At 66.3% G+C, this 15,026-nt stretch carries 8 protein-coding genes; 6 read left to right on the forward strand and 2 right to left on the reverse strand.

The genetic code is table 11. The annotated features are described in order from the left end of the window. Positions 1 to 152 precede the first annotated feature (152 nt). The gene (locus tag AC5RWD_RS22255) at positions 153 to 962 is read right to left on the reverse strand and encodes a carbon-nitrogen hydrolase family protein (RefSeq protein WP_494022099.1); all 810 of its coding nucleotides are present in this window, start codon (positions 960 to 962) and stop codon (positions 153 to 155) included. Between the two features lie 111 nt (positions 963 to 1,073). On the opposite strand from AC5RWD_RS22255, the gene glgX reads away from it, so the two are divergent. The 3 genes from glgX to AC5RWD_RS22270 are packed head-to-tail and all read left to right on the forward strand — an operon-like array spanning position 1,074 to position 4,067. After that, entirely contained in the window at positions 1,074 to 3,206 is a 2,133-nt protein-coding gene (gene glgX, locus AC5RWD_RS22260; protein ID WP_494022100.1) for a glycogen debranching protein GlgX, read from the forward strand. Positions 3,207 to 3,223: 17 nt separating this feature from the next. After that, the gene (locus AC5RWD_RS22265; protein WP_494022101.1) at positions 3,224 to 3,706 is read left to right on the forward strand and encodes a guanyl-specific ribonuclease; all 483 of its coding nucleotides are present in this window, start codon (positions 3,224 to 3,226) and stop codon (positions 3,704 to 3,706) included. Positions 3,707 to 3,710: 4 nt separating this feature from the next. Next, on the forward strand, positions 3,711 to 4,067 hold the full coding sequence (locus tag AC5RWD_RS22270; RefSeq protein ID WP_494022102.1) for a barstar family protein: 357 nt from the start codon (positions 3,711 to 3,713) through the stop codon (positions 4,065 to 4,067). A gap of 64 nt (positions 4,068 to 4,131) precedes the next feature. Here the strand turns inward: AC5RWD_RS22270 and glgP are convergent, their stop codons facing one another. Further along, positions 4,132 to 6,750: an alpha-glucan family phosphorylase gene (gene glgP, locus AC5RWD_RS22275; RefSeq protein ID WP_494022103.1), complete on the reverse strand. Its 2,619-nt coding sequence runs from the start codon at positions 6,748 to 6,750 to the stop codon at positions 4,132 to 4,134. Between the two features lie 131 nt (positions 6,751 to 6,881). Here glgP and AC5RWD_RS22280 point away from each other — a divergent pair, with 131 nt between their 5' ends. Genes AC5RWD_RS22280 through AC5RWD_RS22290 form a run of 3 tightly spaced genes read left to right on the forward strand, consistent with a single transcriptional unit; the run spans position 6,882 to position 14,667 of the window. Beyond that, positions 6,882 to 8,954, forward strand: coding sequence for an alpha-1,4-glucan--maltose-1-phosphate maltosyltransferase (locus AC5RWD_RS22280; protein ID WP_494022104.1), 2,073 nt, complete (start codon positions 6,882 to 6,884; stop codon positions 8,952 to 8,954). A gap of 6 nt (positions 8,955 to 8,960) precedes the next feature. Continuing rightward, positions 8,961 to 10,757 carry a maltose alpha-D-glucosyltransferase gene (gene treS, locus AC5RWD_RS22285; RefSeq protein ID WP_494022105.1) on the forward strand — a complete coding sequence of 599 codons (1,797 nt, stop codon included), beginning with the start codon at positions 8,961 to 8,963 and terminating at the stop codon, positions 10,755 to 10,757. Position 10,758: 1 nt separating this feature from the next. Continuing rightward, positions 10,759 to 14,667 (forward strand): 1,4-alpha-glucan branching enzyme, encoded by a 3,909-nt coding sequence (locus tag AC5RWD_RS22290; protein WP_494022106.1) that lies wholly within the window; start codon positions 10,759 to 10,761, stop codon positions 14,665 to 14,667. Positions 14,668 to 15,026 lie beyond the last annotated feature (359 nt).

A 15,026-nucleotide genomic window follows, 5' to 3' on the forward strand; every position in this document is an offset into this window, starting at 1 on the left:
TGCGCTGGACCTCTGACAACGAACTAGACGCACGCATAAAACTGCTCCCCACAAAACGGAACTGAATATTTCAGTCCAACTTCCGGGGAGCAGTTCAGGAGCTGAGGGAGCGTCGGGGTTTTAAGCGGCGGGAGCTGAGAGAGCGTTTTTCCCTAGAACTCCCGGCGGTTGGCCAGCACCGGGAGTTTGGTGCGGGCTTCCTTGACCAGATCGGGGTCGAGGTCGGCGAACAGGAGGCCGGGGGCACCGTCGAGCTCCTGGAGCACCTCTCCGAAGGGCGAGACGACCGCGCTGTGTCCGACGCCCGTGGGCGCTGCGCCGCGGGGCTCGATGCCCTGCGTGGCGGGGTCGCCCTGGCCGCAGGCGAGGACATACGTGGTGGTGTCCACGGCGCGGGCCCGGGCCAGGAGCTGCCACTGGTCCACCTTGCCCGGGCCCGAACCCCAGGAAGCACACACGATGTTGGCGACCGCGCCCCGATCAGCATTGGCCGTGAAGAGGGCCGGGAAACGGATGTCGTAGCAGGTGGCCAGGCCAAAGGTGAGGCCGCCGACGTCGAACGTTACCGGGCCGGTTCCGGCATCCACGGTGTCGGACTCCAGGAATCCGAAGGCGTCGAACAAGTGCACCTTGTCGTAGCTGGCGTCCACGCCCGGCCCGGTCACCAGCAGGGTATTGCGGACTTTCGTCTGCCCCCCGGACGGCGATGAACCCGGGGTGAACATCCCGGCAACAATCACGATCTCCAACTCGACGGCAATCGCGCGGACGCGGCTGGCCCAGGGGCCGTCCAACGGCTCGGCGATGTCCAGCAGGGAATTGCCGAATGCGCGCATGGTGGCCTCGGGGAAAACGACCATCCCCGCGCCGCCGTCCTTGGCGCGGCGGGCGTATTCTTCAAGCGCGGCGAGGTTCCCGGCCACATCCCTTCCGGTGATGATTTGGGCCAATGCAATCTTCACGAAAACCTCCAGTCGGTGCGTCTTAAGAGCATTCAGCAGTGCCGGCACAGTCCGCCCGCGTAACATGCGGGCAAGATCAGCGATTTGGACGTGACGGCTAAGCTTTAATTGATGGTAATGCCCCTTTTAGACACAGCCCTGACGGCGGATGACTCCCAGGCCTTTCCCCTCGGGGTCAGCGAAGCGCGCCAAGGCCCGGGGGGTACCTCAGCCAGCCGTGCAAACGTCGCAGTTTATGCTCCCGGCATCGCGACGCTCGAGGTGGCCTATCAGGCTCCTGGCCAAAACTGGCGGCTTCAGACCCTGTCCGGCCTCACGAACGGTGTCCACCACGGGGTGGTGGACGGATTTCCCGTTGGATCCCGCTACGGCTTCCTCGCCGCTCAAAGGGCCGAAACCGCCGCCAAGGGCGAAGACGTGCTGCCGCTTGCGGTTCCCACCGTGGATTTTGATGACGACGACGGCGGCCGGCAACCGCTGTTGCTGGACCCTTATGGCCGGGCCGTCGATGAACGGGACGGTTTCCTGACCAGCGTCCGGATGTCTTCGGACTTCGACTGGGAAGCGGACGAGAGACCGAATACGCCGTGGCGCAACACCATCGTGTACGAGGCACACGTCCGCGGACAGAGCATGCTCCATCCGGACATCCCCGAGGCGCTGCGCGGCACGTATGCGGGCATGGCCCATCCCGCGATGATCGAACACCTCACAGGTCTCGGCATCACGGCCCTGCAGCTGCTGCCGGTGCATTTCCACCTGGATGAGCCCCACCTCCAGAACCTCGGCCTCACCAACTACTGGGGCTACAACACGGCGGCGTTCTTCGCCCCGCACCCGGCGTACGCCACCAAGGCCGCGCAGGAAGCCGGACCGCAGGCCGTCCAGGACGAATTCAAGGAAATGGTCAAGCTGCTGCATGCAGCCGGAATCGAAGTCATCCTCGACGTCGTCTACAATCACACGGCCGAAGGCGGGCCGGACGGGGCCACCCTGAGCTTTCGGGGGCTGGGCGAGCAGAAGTACTACCGCACCGACGGCCACGGAAAATACGTCGACACCACGGGCTGCGGCAACACGCTCAACTTCGGCGAGCCGCGCGTCGTCCAAATGGTGCTGGATTCGCTGCGGTACTGGGTGGACGAGTTCCATATCGACGGCTTCCGCTTTGACCTGGCCGTCACGCTCTGCCGGAATGCTGCCAACGAGTTCGAGCCCCACCACCCGTTCCTCGTGGCGGTCGCCGCCGATCCCTCGCTCTCCCGCGTCAAGCTGATCGCGGAGCCGTGGGACGTGGGTTATGGCGGCTGGCAGACGGGCCGTTTCCCCGGCGGCTGGGTCGACTGGAACGACCATTACCGGGACGCTGTGCGCTCCTTCTGGCTGGCGGACCGTGCCGCCCTCGACAACGGCGGGCAGGGCGGATCCGTGGCCCGGCTGGCCGACGCACTGTCCGGCTCAGCGAGCCTGTTCGAGCCGTCCGGCCGCTCCAGGCTGGCCTCGCTGAACTTCATCACCGCCCACGACGGCTTCACGATGACCGACCTCGTGTCCTACGACCGCAAGCACAACGAAGCGAACGGCGAACAGAACCGGGACGGGCATGGCGACAACCGCAGCTATAACCATGGCTTCGAAGGGCGCACCGAGGACGAGGGCATCCTGACGCGCCGCGCCCGGAGCAAGCGCAACCTCATGGCCTCGCTCATGATTTCCCTCGGCGTCCCCATGATCACGGCCGGGGACGAACTCGGCCGCACCCAGCAGGGCAACAACAACGCGTACTGCCAGGACAACCCGCTCACCTGGATCGACTGGACCAGCACGCCGGAATCCCACGCCATGCTCCGCAGCACCAAGCGTGTCATCCGGATCCGGCGGGAATTCCTGGCTGCCCAACCGCACGACTATCCGGTTCGCGATGCCCGCTCCTACCTGTACTGGTACGACCGCACCGGGCAGCCTATGTCCATGGAACGGTGGAACGACAACGGAAACCGGGTGGTCCAGCTGCTCCTCGGCTCCGACGACGGGCACGTGGCCGGGCTCATCGTGGTCAACGGCGGCCCCGAGGACATCGTGGTCACTCTTCCTGAGGTCACCAACGACGACGGCACCGGCAAGCGGCTGTTCGATCTGCGCCTCACCACGTCCGAGCTGCACGACCGGCGCCAGGGCGCCCTCGTTGCCTCCGGCGAGCCTGACGAAGTGCAGGCCTACACCATCAACATCTACCGCACATAAACTACGGGGAATCAGGCATGCGCAGGCGTTGGACTGTAGGAACGCTGCTGCTGGGGCTCGCCGTGGCTGCCCTTGTGGTCTTCAACTTTTTCGCACCCGGCGGCACACCGCCTGCCGCGGGACCGCAGGCAACGACGACGGCACCCGCCGCGCCGTCGGCACCCGCTGCTGCACCGTCGTCGGACGGCTCGGCCACCGACGTGCCGAACGTGTCCGGCCTCCCCGTCATCCGGGAGTCCCAGCTGCCGGCTGAGGGCCGGCGGACCCTTGCCCTGATCCGGAAGGGCGGCCCCTACCCATACACCCGCGACGGCGTGACGTTCGGCAACTTCGAACGCATCCTGCCCCGCAAGGCCAGCGGGTACTACAGGGAGTACACGGTTCCTACCCCGGGCGAGTCGGACCGCGGGGCCCGCAGGATCGTGGCAGGACAGGCCGGCGACAAGTACTACACAGCGGACCACTACGAATCGTTCAAGTTCATAGCAGAAGGCAAATAGCACCATGAAGATCTACTCCGGCGACACCTGGACCCTCGAGGAACTCCGCGACCAGGCTGCGGACGCCGGCCGCCGCAGCCTCCTGGTGCCGGCCGCCGACACCAGGAAGTCCGTCCTCGCAGCCTTTGGTGAGGCCCTGGATTTCCCGGAGCACTTCGGCGTGAACCTTGATGCGCTCAACGACTCACTGCACGACTTCGCGGACGCCATTTCCGACGACGGCGCGGAACCGTTGACCGTGATCTGGCAGGTCCCCGCAGCCTTCCGCAGCGACCGCTCCTTCGGCATCATCTGCGAGATCCTCCAGGACGCCGAGACCTACGCCGGCAAGGATCTCGCGGTCATCGCGGTATTGCTATAACCCGCCTGGGCCCACGCCGTTAGGGTTCCCAGGCCGAGCTGCGAGGCTAGGGAGGCGGTGGGGACTAGGCGTTGACGATCAGCCCCAGCTCGGCCTTGGACGCCAGGGCCTCGTGCTTGGGGAGCACCCTCACGGTGTAGCCGAAGGACCCGGAGCGGTCGATCACGATGGACCCGGCGAAGAGGTAGCGGCCGTTGCCGAGCTCCTCCTTTGCCTCCAGTTCCACCATCGTGACGTTGGCCAGCTCGTCGCTCTCGGCTGCCTGCCCGTACGCCACCTCCACGGCCACGTCCTGCGGAGACAGGTTGTGCAGTCCCACGTAGGCGTGGACCTGGAGGGTGTCGCCGATCTGCGGGTCCTCGGAGACGCCCAGCGAGTCCACGTGCTCCACGTGCAGCTGCGGCCATGCCGCGCGGACCTTGGCGACCCATGCCGCCAGTGCCTTGGCCTGGGCGTAGGAGCCTGCAACCGCCTCGCGTCCCGAAACCGCGGCGGGCCGGTACAGGACGTTGACGTAGTCCTGCAGCATCCGCTCGGCCGAGACCGCCGGACCGAGATGCGCCAGCGTGTGCTTGATCATGGAGACCCAGTGCGTGGGGATCTTCTCGTGGCCGGACTCCGACGGCCCGGCGGCACCGGCGGCTTCAGAGACGGTATTGCCGTAGAACCGCGGCGCCACCTGTGTCTCCAGCAGCTCGTACAGCGCCGCGGCCTCGATGTCGTCCCGTTCGTCGGCGGAAGCGCCGTTGTTGGCGGTGGGGATCGCCCAGCCGTTTTCGCCGTCGTACATTTCATCCCACCAGCCGTCCAGGACGGACAGGTTCAGGGACCCATTGATGGCGGCCTTCATACCGGAGGTGCCGCAGGCCTCGAGCGGCCGCAGCGGGTTGTTCAGCCAGACGTCGCAGCCGGGGAACAGCGTGCGGGCCATGGCGATGTCGTAGTTCGGCAGGAAGACGATGCGGTGCCGGACCGCCGGGTCGTCCGTGAAGCGGACCAGGTCCTGGATCATCTTCTTGCCGGCGTCGTCCGCGGGGTGGGACTTGCCGGCGATGACCAGCTGGATGGGGTGTTCCTTGTGCAGCAGCAGGGCCTTCAGGCGCTCCGGGTCCCGCAGCATGAGGGTCAGCCGCTTGTAGGTGGGCACGCGGCGGGCGAAACCAATGGTCAGGACGTCCGGGTCCAGCACCGAGTCGGTCCAGGCGAGCTCGGCATCGGCAGCGCCGCGCTTCTTCCACGCAGCCCGCAGCCGGCGGCGCACATCCTCCACGAGGGACACGCGCATCTCACGGCGGAGCCCCCACACCTCGGCGTCGGAGACGTTGTAGGCGAGGTCCCAGCGGCCCATCACCTCGGCTTCGGGCCCGAACCGCTCCCGGGCGAGCTTCGCAATCCGCGGATCCACCCAGGTGGGCACATGCACGCCGTTGGTCACAGAGGTGATGGGCACCTCCGAGTGGTCAAATCCCGGCCACAGTGCCGAGAACATGCCCCGTGAGACTTCGCCGTGGAGCTTGGCAACACCGTTGGCGCGCTGTGCGAGGCGCAGGCCCATCACGGCCATGTTGAAGACGAAGGGGTTGCCTTCGCTGAAGTTCTCCCGGCCCAGGTCGAGGATGCGCGAGGTGGGAACGTCCGGCGCCAGCCCGGCTTCGAAGAAGTGCTGGATCTGTGCTGCCTCGAAACGGTCAATGCCGGCCGGAACGGGCGTGTGGGTGGTGAACACCGTGGATGCGCGTCCGGCGGCGAGGGCCTCGTCGAACGTGAGCGCCTGCTCGCCGGACATCAGCTCCTGGATCCGTTCGATGCCGAGGAAACCGGCGTGTCCCTCATTCGTGTGGAACACTTCGGGCGCCGGCGTGCCGGTGAGCTTCTGGTAGGCGCGCAGCGCCTTGACCCCGCCCATGCCGAGCAGCAGTTCCTGCTGCAGCCGGTGGTCGCCGCCGCCGCCATATAGGCGGTCGGTGATGCTGCGGGCGGCGTCGTCGTTTCCGGGGACGTTGGAGTCCAGCAGCAGGAGGGGGACGCGTCCGACGTCGGCGCGCCAGATGTGTGCCGCAAGGCGCCGCCCGTTGGGCAGCGGCAGGGATATTTCCAGCGGCTTGCCGTTGCCGTCCGCGGCCGGTTCCCGCAGCAGCGTCAGCGGCAGGCCGTCGGGGTCAATGACCGGGTAGGTCTCCTGCTGCCAGGCATCCCGGGAGAGCGACTGCTTGAAGTAGCCCGCCTGGTAGAGCAGGCCCACGCCGATCAGCGGCACGCCGAGGTCGGAGGCGGCCTTCAGGTGGTCGCCGGCGAGGATACCGAGGCCGCCCGAATACTGCGGCAGGACCTCGGTGATGCCGAATTCGGGGGAGAAATAGGCAATGGAGGCGGGGGCGTCGCTGCCCAGGCCCTGGTACCAGCGGGGTTCGGTCAGGTACCGGTCAAGGTCCGCGGCTGCCGCCTGGACCCTGGCCACCACGTTCTTGTCCGTCGCGAGCCGGTGCATGTCTTCACGGCCCACCAGGCCCAGGAAGCTGACGGGATCATTGCCGCATTGGGCCCAGACGCGCGGGTTCAGGCTTTCGAACAGTTCCCGGGTGGGCCGGTGCCAGGACCAGCGGAGGTTGGTGGCCAGCCGGGCCAGCGGCCGGATCGGCTCGGGAAGAACGGTACGGACTGTAAATCTGCGGATTGCCTTCACCTGCGCCACACTAACCGACAAGGTGAACAGCAGGAACCGCTTTCGATTACTTTCCGGTAAATGACGAATCGCTTCATTAATTAAGTTCGCAGGCTTAGCAATCCGCCTCATTTCTCGCTAACGTCGAGCCTGTGACGACTAACACGCGAACCAGTGCCCCAGCAAAGCAAACGCCGAAGGTTTCGATCACGGAAGGCCTGCGGTTTGGCCGTTTCCCAATCACGGACGTTCAGCCTGTTGTCGAAGGGGGGAAGTTCCCTGCCAAGGCGCTGCCCGGTGAAGGAATCGTGGTCAGCGCCAGGTCCTTCCGGGAGGGCCACGACCAGTTGGGCGTCAGCGCGGTCCTCCTTGACCCGAAAGGCAACGAGCGCCAGCGGACCCGGCTCCAGCCACCGGCCGGTGACCGCGGCAAGGGAACCGACCTCTGGGAGGGCCTGCTCACCCCTGAGTCCACCGGGAAATGGTCCTTCGTCATCGAGGCCTGGCACGACCGCTACGGCACCTGGCACCACAACGCCGAGGTCAAGGTGGACGCGGGCATCGACGTCGAGCTGATGCTGGCGGAGGGCGCCGCGCTGCTGTCGCAGGCCGCCGATGAACCGGGCCGGAATGATGCGGACCGGCAGACGCTGCGCTCGGCAGCCACCATTCTTTCGGACACCTCCCTGTCGGCCGAGGACCGCCTGGCCGCCGGCTTCAGCCGGGACGTCGCCGGCGTGGTTGAGCGCGAGCCGATCCGTGAGCTCGTCACCGTCTCCGAACCGTTCCCCCTGCTGGTTGAGCGGGATCGGGCAGGCCGCGGATCCTGGTACGAGTTCTTCCCGCGCTCCGAGGGCGCTGTGCGGGACCCCGGCACCGGGGCCTGGACGTCCGGCAACTTCCGGACTGCCGCCAACCGGCTGGACGCCGTGGCCGGCATGGGCTTCGACGTCATCTACATGCCTCCCATCCACCCGATTGGCGTCCAGCACCGCAAGGGCCCCAACAACACGCTGATTGCTGGCCCGAACGATCCCGGCTCGCCGTGGGCCATCGGCGCCAAGGAAGGCGGGCACGACGCCATTCACCCAGATCTCGGAACCTTCGAGGACTTCGACGCCTTCGTGGCGCGGGCGAATGAACTCAACCTCGAGGTGGCGCTCGACCTGGCACTCCAGGCCGCCCCCGACCACCCCTGGGTCACCGAGCACCCGGAATGGTTCACCACCCGGGTGGACGGCAGCATCGCATACGCCGAGAACCCGCCGAAGAAGTACCAGGACATCTACCCGCTCAACTTCGACAACGACCCCGAGGGCCTGTCCAAGGAAATCCTGCGGATCGTCCAGCTGTGGGTCAGCCACGGCGTCAAGATTTTCCGGGTGGACAACCCGCACACCAAGCCGGTGTGGTTCTGGGAGTGGCTCATCGCCAAGGTGAACAAGAAGGACCCCGACGTCGTCTTCCTGGCCGAGGCCTTCACCCGCCCCGCCATGATGCACGCGCTGGGCAGGGCCGGCTTCCAGCAGTCCTACACCTACTTCACGTGGCGCAACACCAAGAAGGAACTGGAGGAGTACTTCCACCACGTCAGCCACGAGTCGGCCGCCTTCTTCCGGCCCAACTTCTTCGTCAACACGCCGGACATCCTCACCGAGTACCTGCAGTACGGCGGGCCTGCGGCGTTCAAGATCCGGGCTGCCCTGGCGGCAACCGCGAGCCCGCTCTGGGGCGTTTACGCAGGCTACGAACTGTACGAGCACGTGGCCCGGCCCGGTGCCGAGGAGTACATCGACAACGAGAAGTTCGAGTACAAGGCCCGCGACTGGGACGCCGCCTCAGCCTCCGGCCGGACTCTCGCGCCATACCTGACCAGGCTCAATGAAATCCGCAGGGCCCACCCGGCGCTGGGGGATCTGCAGAACCTCACCCTGCACCAGTCCACGGACGACGCCACGGTGGTCTACTCCAAGCACAAGACGCTGCCGGACGGCACGCGGGACACCATCATCGTGGTGGTCAACGTGGACCCGCACAGCGCGCGGGAAGGCATGGTGTCGCTGGATCTGGCCGCACTGGGGCTTGACCCCGCCGACCTCACCCCGAACGGCGGCTTCTGGGTGGATGACCTGATCTCCGGCGAGTCGTGGGAATGGGGGGAGTACAACTACGTGAGGCTGGACGCGCATGTTGAACCTGCACATATCCTGAACATCCGGAGGTAGCCGCCAGTGAGTTTCAGTCCGCAGAGTCCCTTCCAGCACTTCACCCCCAAGAGCACGTTCGAGCTCAATGCACCCGGTTTGCAGCATGATCCGCTGTGGTACCGGAAGGCGGTGTTCTATGAAGTGCTGGTCCGGGGCTTTGCGGACGCCAATGGTGACGGGTCGGGCGACTTCCACGGGCTGATCGAGAAGCTCGACTACCTGCAGTGGCTGGGCGTGGACTGCCTGTGGCTGCCGCCGTTTTTCCAGTCCCCCCTGCGGGACGGCGGGTATGACATCTCGGACTACAACTCCGTCCTGGACGAGTTCGGCACCATCAGCGACTTCAAGAGACTGGTGGCCGAGGCCCATGCGCGCGGCGTCCGGGTCATCATCGACCTCCCGCTGAACCACACCTCGGACCAGCATCCCTGGTTCCAGGAGTCCAGAAAGGACCCGGACGGTCCCTTCGGCGACTTCTACGTCTGGAGTGACACGGACGAGAAATACCAGGACGCGCGCATCATCTTCGTGGATACCGAGGAATCCAACTGGACCTTCGACCCCATCCGGCGGCAGTTCTTCTGGCACCGGTTCTTCAGCCACCAGCCTGACCTCAACTTCGAGAACCCGAAGGTCATCGACGCCGTGTTCGACGTCGTGCGGTTCTGGCTGGACCAGGGGATCGACGGGTTCCGGGCGGACGCCATCCCGTACCTGTACGAGGAGGAGGGGACCAACTGCGAAAACCTCCCGGCCACGCACGAGTTCCTGCGAAGGCTGCGGAAGATGGTGGACGAGAGCTACCCTGGCCGGGTCATCATCGCGGAGGCCAACCAGCCGCCCAACGAGGTGGTGGAGTACTTCGGCACCGAGGAGGAGCCGGAGTGCCACATGGCCTTCCACTTCCCGATCATGCCCCGGCTCTACTATGCCCTGCGTGACCAAAAGGCCGCGCCCATCATCGAGACCATGCACGACACCCCGGACATTCCCGGAGGTGCGCAGTGGGGAACATTCCTGCGCAACCACGATGAACTGACCCTGGAAATGGTCACGGCCGATGAGCGGGCGGCCATGCTCGGGTGGTACGCGCCGGACCCGCGCATGCGGGCCAACATCGGCATCCGGCGCAGGCTGGCGCCGCTGCTGGACAACTCCAGGGCAGAAATCGAGCTCATCAACGCCCTGCTGCTGTCCCTGCCCGGCAGCCCGTTCCTGTACTACGGGGACGAGATCGGGATGGGAGACAACATCTGGCTTGAGGACCGTGACGCCGTCCGCACCCCCATGCAGTGGAACCCCGACCGCAACGCCGGGTTCTCCAACGCCGATCCCGGCAAGCTGTACCTGCCCGTGATCCAGTCGCTGGTCTACAACTACGCCATGGCGAACGTGGAGGCCGAGGCCGCCCATTCCGGATCGCTGCTGCGCTGGACCCGCCAGATCCTCAGCGTTCGAAAGAACCACCCGGCGTTCGGGCTCGGGGCCTTCAGGCATGTGGAGGCCGACCACGAGGTGGTGCTGGCCTATCTCCGCGAACTGCCCGAAGGCAACGCGGCAGGCGAACCGGCCGAATCGATCCTGTGCGTCTTCAACCTTTCCCAGCATCCGGTGTCCTCCACCCTGACGCTTCCGGACTTTTCCGGCCGGGGCCTGCGGGACGTCTTCGGCGGCCAGCCGTTTCCCGGCATCAGCGACGACGGACACCTGACCCTGACGCTGGGCAGCCACGACTTCTTCTGGCTGCGCCTGCGGGCCGCGGCTTCCAATCCAGCTTCACCCTTTACCCAGGCGATGCCGATACTGTCGATTGAGGGATGAGATGACCCAAACCACACTGACACCCACACTCGAACAACTGCTCCGCGACTGGCTCCCGGCCCAGAGATGGTTCCCGGTGAAGTCCCCGGACTTCTCCCTGGCGCCAGTGGGCGGCCTGGTGCTGGATGACGCCACCGGCAGGGCCGGCCTGGAGGTGTTCCTCGCCTCCGTCACGTCCAAGACGGCCGACGGCGTCTCCCGCACCGATGTTGTCCAGATCCCGCTCAGCTACCGCAGCCAGCCGCTGCCCGGTGCGGAACGGGCGCTGATCGGTGAAAGCGACGACGCCGGGCTGGGGCACCGCTGGGTCTACGACGCCGTCCATGACCCCGCCTTCATTGCCGCGTGGCTGGATCTGATCCGGAAAGAGGACACCGCCGGCACCGCCAGCGGCCACCGTTCCGGGGCCGGGCAACCGCTGCCGCAGGCCTCCGGTACGGTTCGAGTCCTGTCCGGTGAGCAGTCCAACACGTCAGTGATAGTGGACGACGGCGACTCCGCGGCCATCGTGAAGTTCTTCCGTGTGCTTTCCGCCGGGCGCAACCCGGAGGTGGAGGTTGGTGCCGCGCTGTCCGCAGCCCGCACCCCGGAGGTCCCCGCCACGCTGGGCTGGGTCACCGGTGAGTGGTACCCGCAGGGGCACGTTGCCGGGTCCGCCCCCGGCGGCACTGCGCAGGGCGAACTGGCAGTGGCCCACGAATTCCTGGCCGGCGGCCGGGACGCGTGGCGGCTCGCCGTTGACGCGGCGGCCGGGGGAGTGGACTTCACGGCCGAGGCACATGCCCTTGGCCATGCGACGGCAACTGTCCACCGCAGGCTCGCGGAAACACTGGGTGTTTCGGCCGAAGCGGTTCCGGGCGGCGAAATTGCCCCCGGAGTAGCCCAGCGGGTGCGCCAGATGTGGGCGGAAGCGGGGCCCGCCGTCGGACCTTACGAAGCAGGGCTGGAAAGCCTGCTCAGCAGGCTCGAAGGCACCCCGGCCGGCGCGCTTCAGCGCATCCACGGCGACCTCCACCTCGGCCAGATCCTGCAGGTTCCCGGGGGTGAAGGCGGCCATGACCGGTGGGCCATCCTCGACTTTGAGGGGGAGCCGCTCCGGCCGATCTCCGAGCGCAACTTCCCCGACGTCCCGCTCCGGGACGTGACGGGCATGCTGCGCTCCTTTGACTATGCGGCGGGCGCCGCCGAACGGGAACAGCCGGACGCCCGTGTCCCGGAATCCTGGGTGGATGACTGCACGGAGGCCTTCCTGGCAGGCTACGCGGAAGTAACTCCCGGAACGGTGGACCGCAATTCGCCGCTCTTTGTGGCATTGTGGCTGGACAAGGCGCTCTACGAAGTCGTGTACGAATTGCGCAATCGGCCCGGCTGGCTGGCCATTCCGGTGAATGCGGCCAGGCGGCTCCTCAGCACTAAAGGCTCCGGCGAACCGGCCGGAGCAGCAGCGGAAGGTAAGAACATGACAGGCTCTGCACACACTGACAGCCCCCACGCACCGTTGCACGTGGACGCGCACACGCTCTCACGCGTCGGGGCCGGTGAACACCACGCCCCGCACTCGGTGCTTGGTGCCCATTTGGACGACTACGGCCACGTGACCATCCGCACCGTCAAGCACCTTGCGGAGGCGGTCAACGTGGTGACCCAGGCCGGAACCGTGCCCATGACCCACGAGGCCGAAGGCGTCTGGGTGGCGGTACTGGAGCCGCTGCAGCACGGCCACGTGCCGGACTACCGCCTCGAGGTGACCTACGAAGGTGCCGACCCGATCATCGTGGACGATCCCTACCGCTACCTTCCCACGGTGGGCGAAGTGGACCTGCACCTGATCGGCGAAGGACGCCACGAAAAGCTCTGGACCGTGCTGGGTGCCCACGTTCAGCACTACAAGTCCGCGATGGGCGACATTGACGGCGTGTCCTTCGCCGTATGGGCGCCCAACGCCGAAGCCGTCCGGGTCAAGGGCGATTTCAACGCCTGGGACGGGCGGGAAAACTCCCTGCGCTCCCTGGGCTCCTCGGGTGTCTGGGAACTGTTCATCCCGGGTGTCCCGGCTGGCGCCTGCTACAAGTTCGAAATCAAGACCAAGGGCGGCTACTGGGTGGAGAAGGCCGACCCGCTGGCCTTCGGCACCGAGGTGCCCCCACTCACCGCTTCGAGGGTTGTCGAATCCCACTACCAGTTCCAGGACGCGGACTGGATGAAGGAACGCGCCGCCCGGGATCCGCACAACTCGCCCATGAGCGTCTACGAGGTTCACCTCGGATCCTGGCGGCTGGGGCTTAGCTACCGCGAACTTGCCACGGAACTCGTGGAATACGTGAAGTGGCTCGGCTTTAGCCACGTTGAGTTCATGCCCGTGGCCGAGCACCCCTTCGGCGGCTCTTGGGGCTACCAGGTCACCTCCTACTACGCACCCACGTCCCGCTTCGGGCATCCCGACGAGTTCCGGTTCCTGGTGGACTCGCTCCACCAGGCAGGCATCGGGGTGATCCTGGACTGGGTGCCGGCGCACTTCCCGAAGGACAACTGGGCCCTGGCGCAGTTTGACGGTCAGCCGCTCTACGAACACGCCGACCCGAACCTGGGCGAGCACCCGGACTGGGGCACCCTGATCTTCGACTTCGGGCGCACCGAAGTCCGGAACTTCCTCGTGGCCAACGCGCTGTACTGGCTCGATGAATTCCACATCGACGGCCTCCGCGTGGACGCCGTCGCGTCCATGCTGTACCTGGACTACTCCCGGGAGCACGGCCAGTGGCAGCCCAACCGCTTCGGCGGCCGCGAAAACCTGGAGGCCATCTCCTTCCTTCAGGAAACCAACGCCACGGTGTACAAGACACACCCCGGCACCGTGATGATCGCCGAGGAATCGACGGCGTTCCCGGGCGTCACCGCGCCCACCAGCCACGGCGGCCTCGGCTTCGGCCTCAAGTGGAACATGGGCTGGATGCACGACTCGCTCAAGTACACCTCCGAAGACCCGGTTAACCGCAAGTGGCACCACGGCACCGTCACGTTCTCCATGGTCTATGCCTTCACCGAGAACTTCCTGCTGCCCATCAGCCACGATGAGGTTGTCCACGGCAAGGGCTCGATGCTCCGCAAGATGCCCGGCGACCGCTGGCAGCAGCTGGCCAACCTCCGTGCCTTCCTCGGCTACCAGTGGGCGCACCCGGGCAAGCAGCTGATCTTCATGGGCACCGAATTCGGCCAGGAAGCCGAGTGGTCTGAGCAGCACGGCCTCGATTGGTGGCTGGCTGACATCCCGGCCCACCGGGGCATCCAGATGCTGCTCAAGGACCTCAACGGGCTCTACCGATCGACGCCGGCCCTGTACGCCCGCGACAACGAACCCGGCGGATTCCAGTGGATCAACGGAGCCGACGCCGACCGCAACGTCCTGACCTTTGTCCGCTGGGACACCGAAGGCAACGCGCTGGTCTGCGCCGTCAACTTCTCCGGCGGCCCGCACAAGGAGTACGCCCTGGGCGTGCCGTCCACCGGAGCATGGACCGAGGTGCTGAACACCGACTCCGAGGACTACGGCGGATCGGGCGTCCTCAACCGCGGCACACTGACCGCAGAGGACGAAGGAATCGACGGCCAGCCGGCGACCCTCACGGTCACGCTGCCGCCACTGGGCGTCGCGTACTTCCGGCCGGCCGACGCCAACGTGATCACCACTGCGGCGGCGGCCAAGGCCAAATCCACCGAGGCCGGATCCGTCTTTGCCGGGCCCACGGCTGCTGAAGCCCGAGCCGGTGAGACCCGCGCTGCCGAGACCCGCGGTGCTGAGACGCGAGGTGCTGAGGCCGGGGGTCCTGAAGCCGGAGCTCTTGAACAGCAGGGCGCTGAACCAACGGGCGGGACGGGGAAGGCTGCCTTGCCCGGCGGGCCCCTCGCCTAAGTCCGGCCAGCCACTGACGTGAGCCGGACGGGCCGCTGGCCTGAAAGCCGTCCGCCACCCGGGGGTTGTGTCGCTGCAAGCAGGGCCCGGAATCCCTTGGGATTCCGGGCCCTTCCCGGCTTTGCGGTAGCCCAGTTGGCATGGCGCCGAAGTAGTGGTATAGTTTATTTCCGCGCCGCTCCCCGGAGCGAGTCGGCAGGGTGAACCGGAAGCCACAGGCTGTGCCGGATGAAAACCACCGATTTGACTCGGATGAAACGAGCGGGTAAGTTTGAAAAGTTGCTCCGGAGCGATCCTGAACGTTGGTTTGGGTGGTGCCGGGTGTGTCTGTTGTTTGAGAACTCAATAGTGTGCCAAGT

This window comes from Arthrobacter sp. CMU6 (genome assembly GCF_059090205.1).

Bases quoted from the DNA above. Each gene is read 5' to 3' on its own strand.
- glgX (WP_494022100.1), top strand. From the start codon at position 1,074: ATGGTAATGCCCCTTTTAGACACAGCCCTGACGGCGGATGACTCCCAG.
- AC5RWD_RS22265 (WP_494022101.1), top strand. From the start codon at position 3,224: ATGCGCAGGCGTTGGACTGTAGGAACGCTGCTGCTGGGGCTCGCCGTG.
- AC5RWD_RS22270 (WP_494022102.1), top strand. From the start codon at position 3,711: ATGAAGATCTACTCCGGCGACACCTGGACCCTCGAGGAACTCCGCGAC.
- AC5RWD_RS22290 (WP_494022106.1), top strand. From the start codon at position 10,759: ATGACCCAAACCACACTGACACCCACACTCGAACAACTGCTCCGCGAC.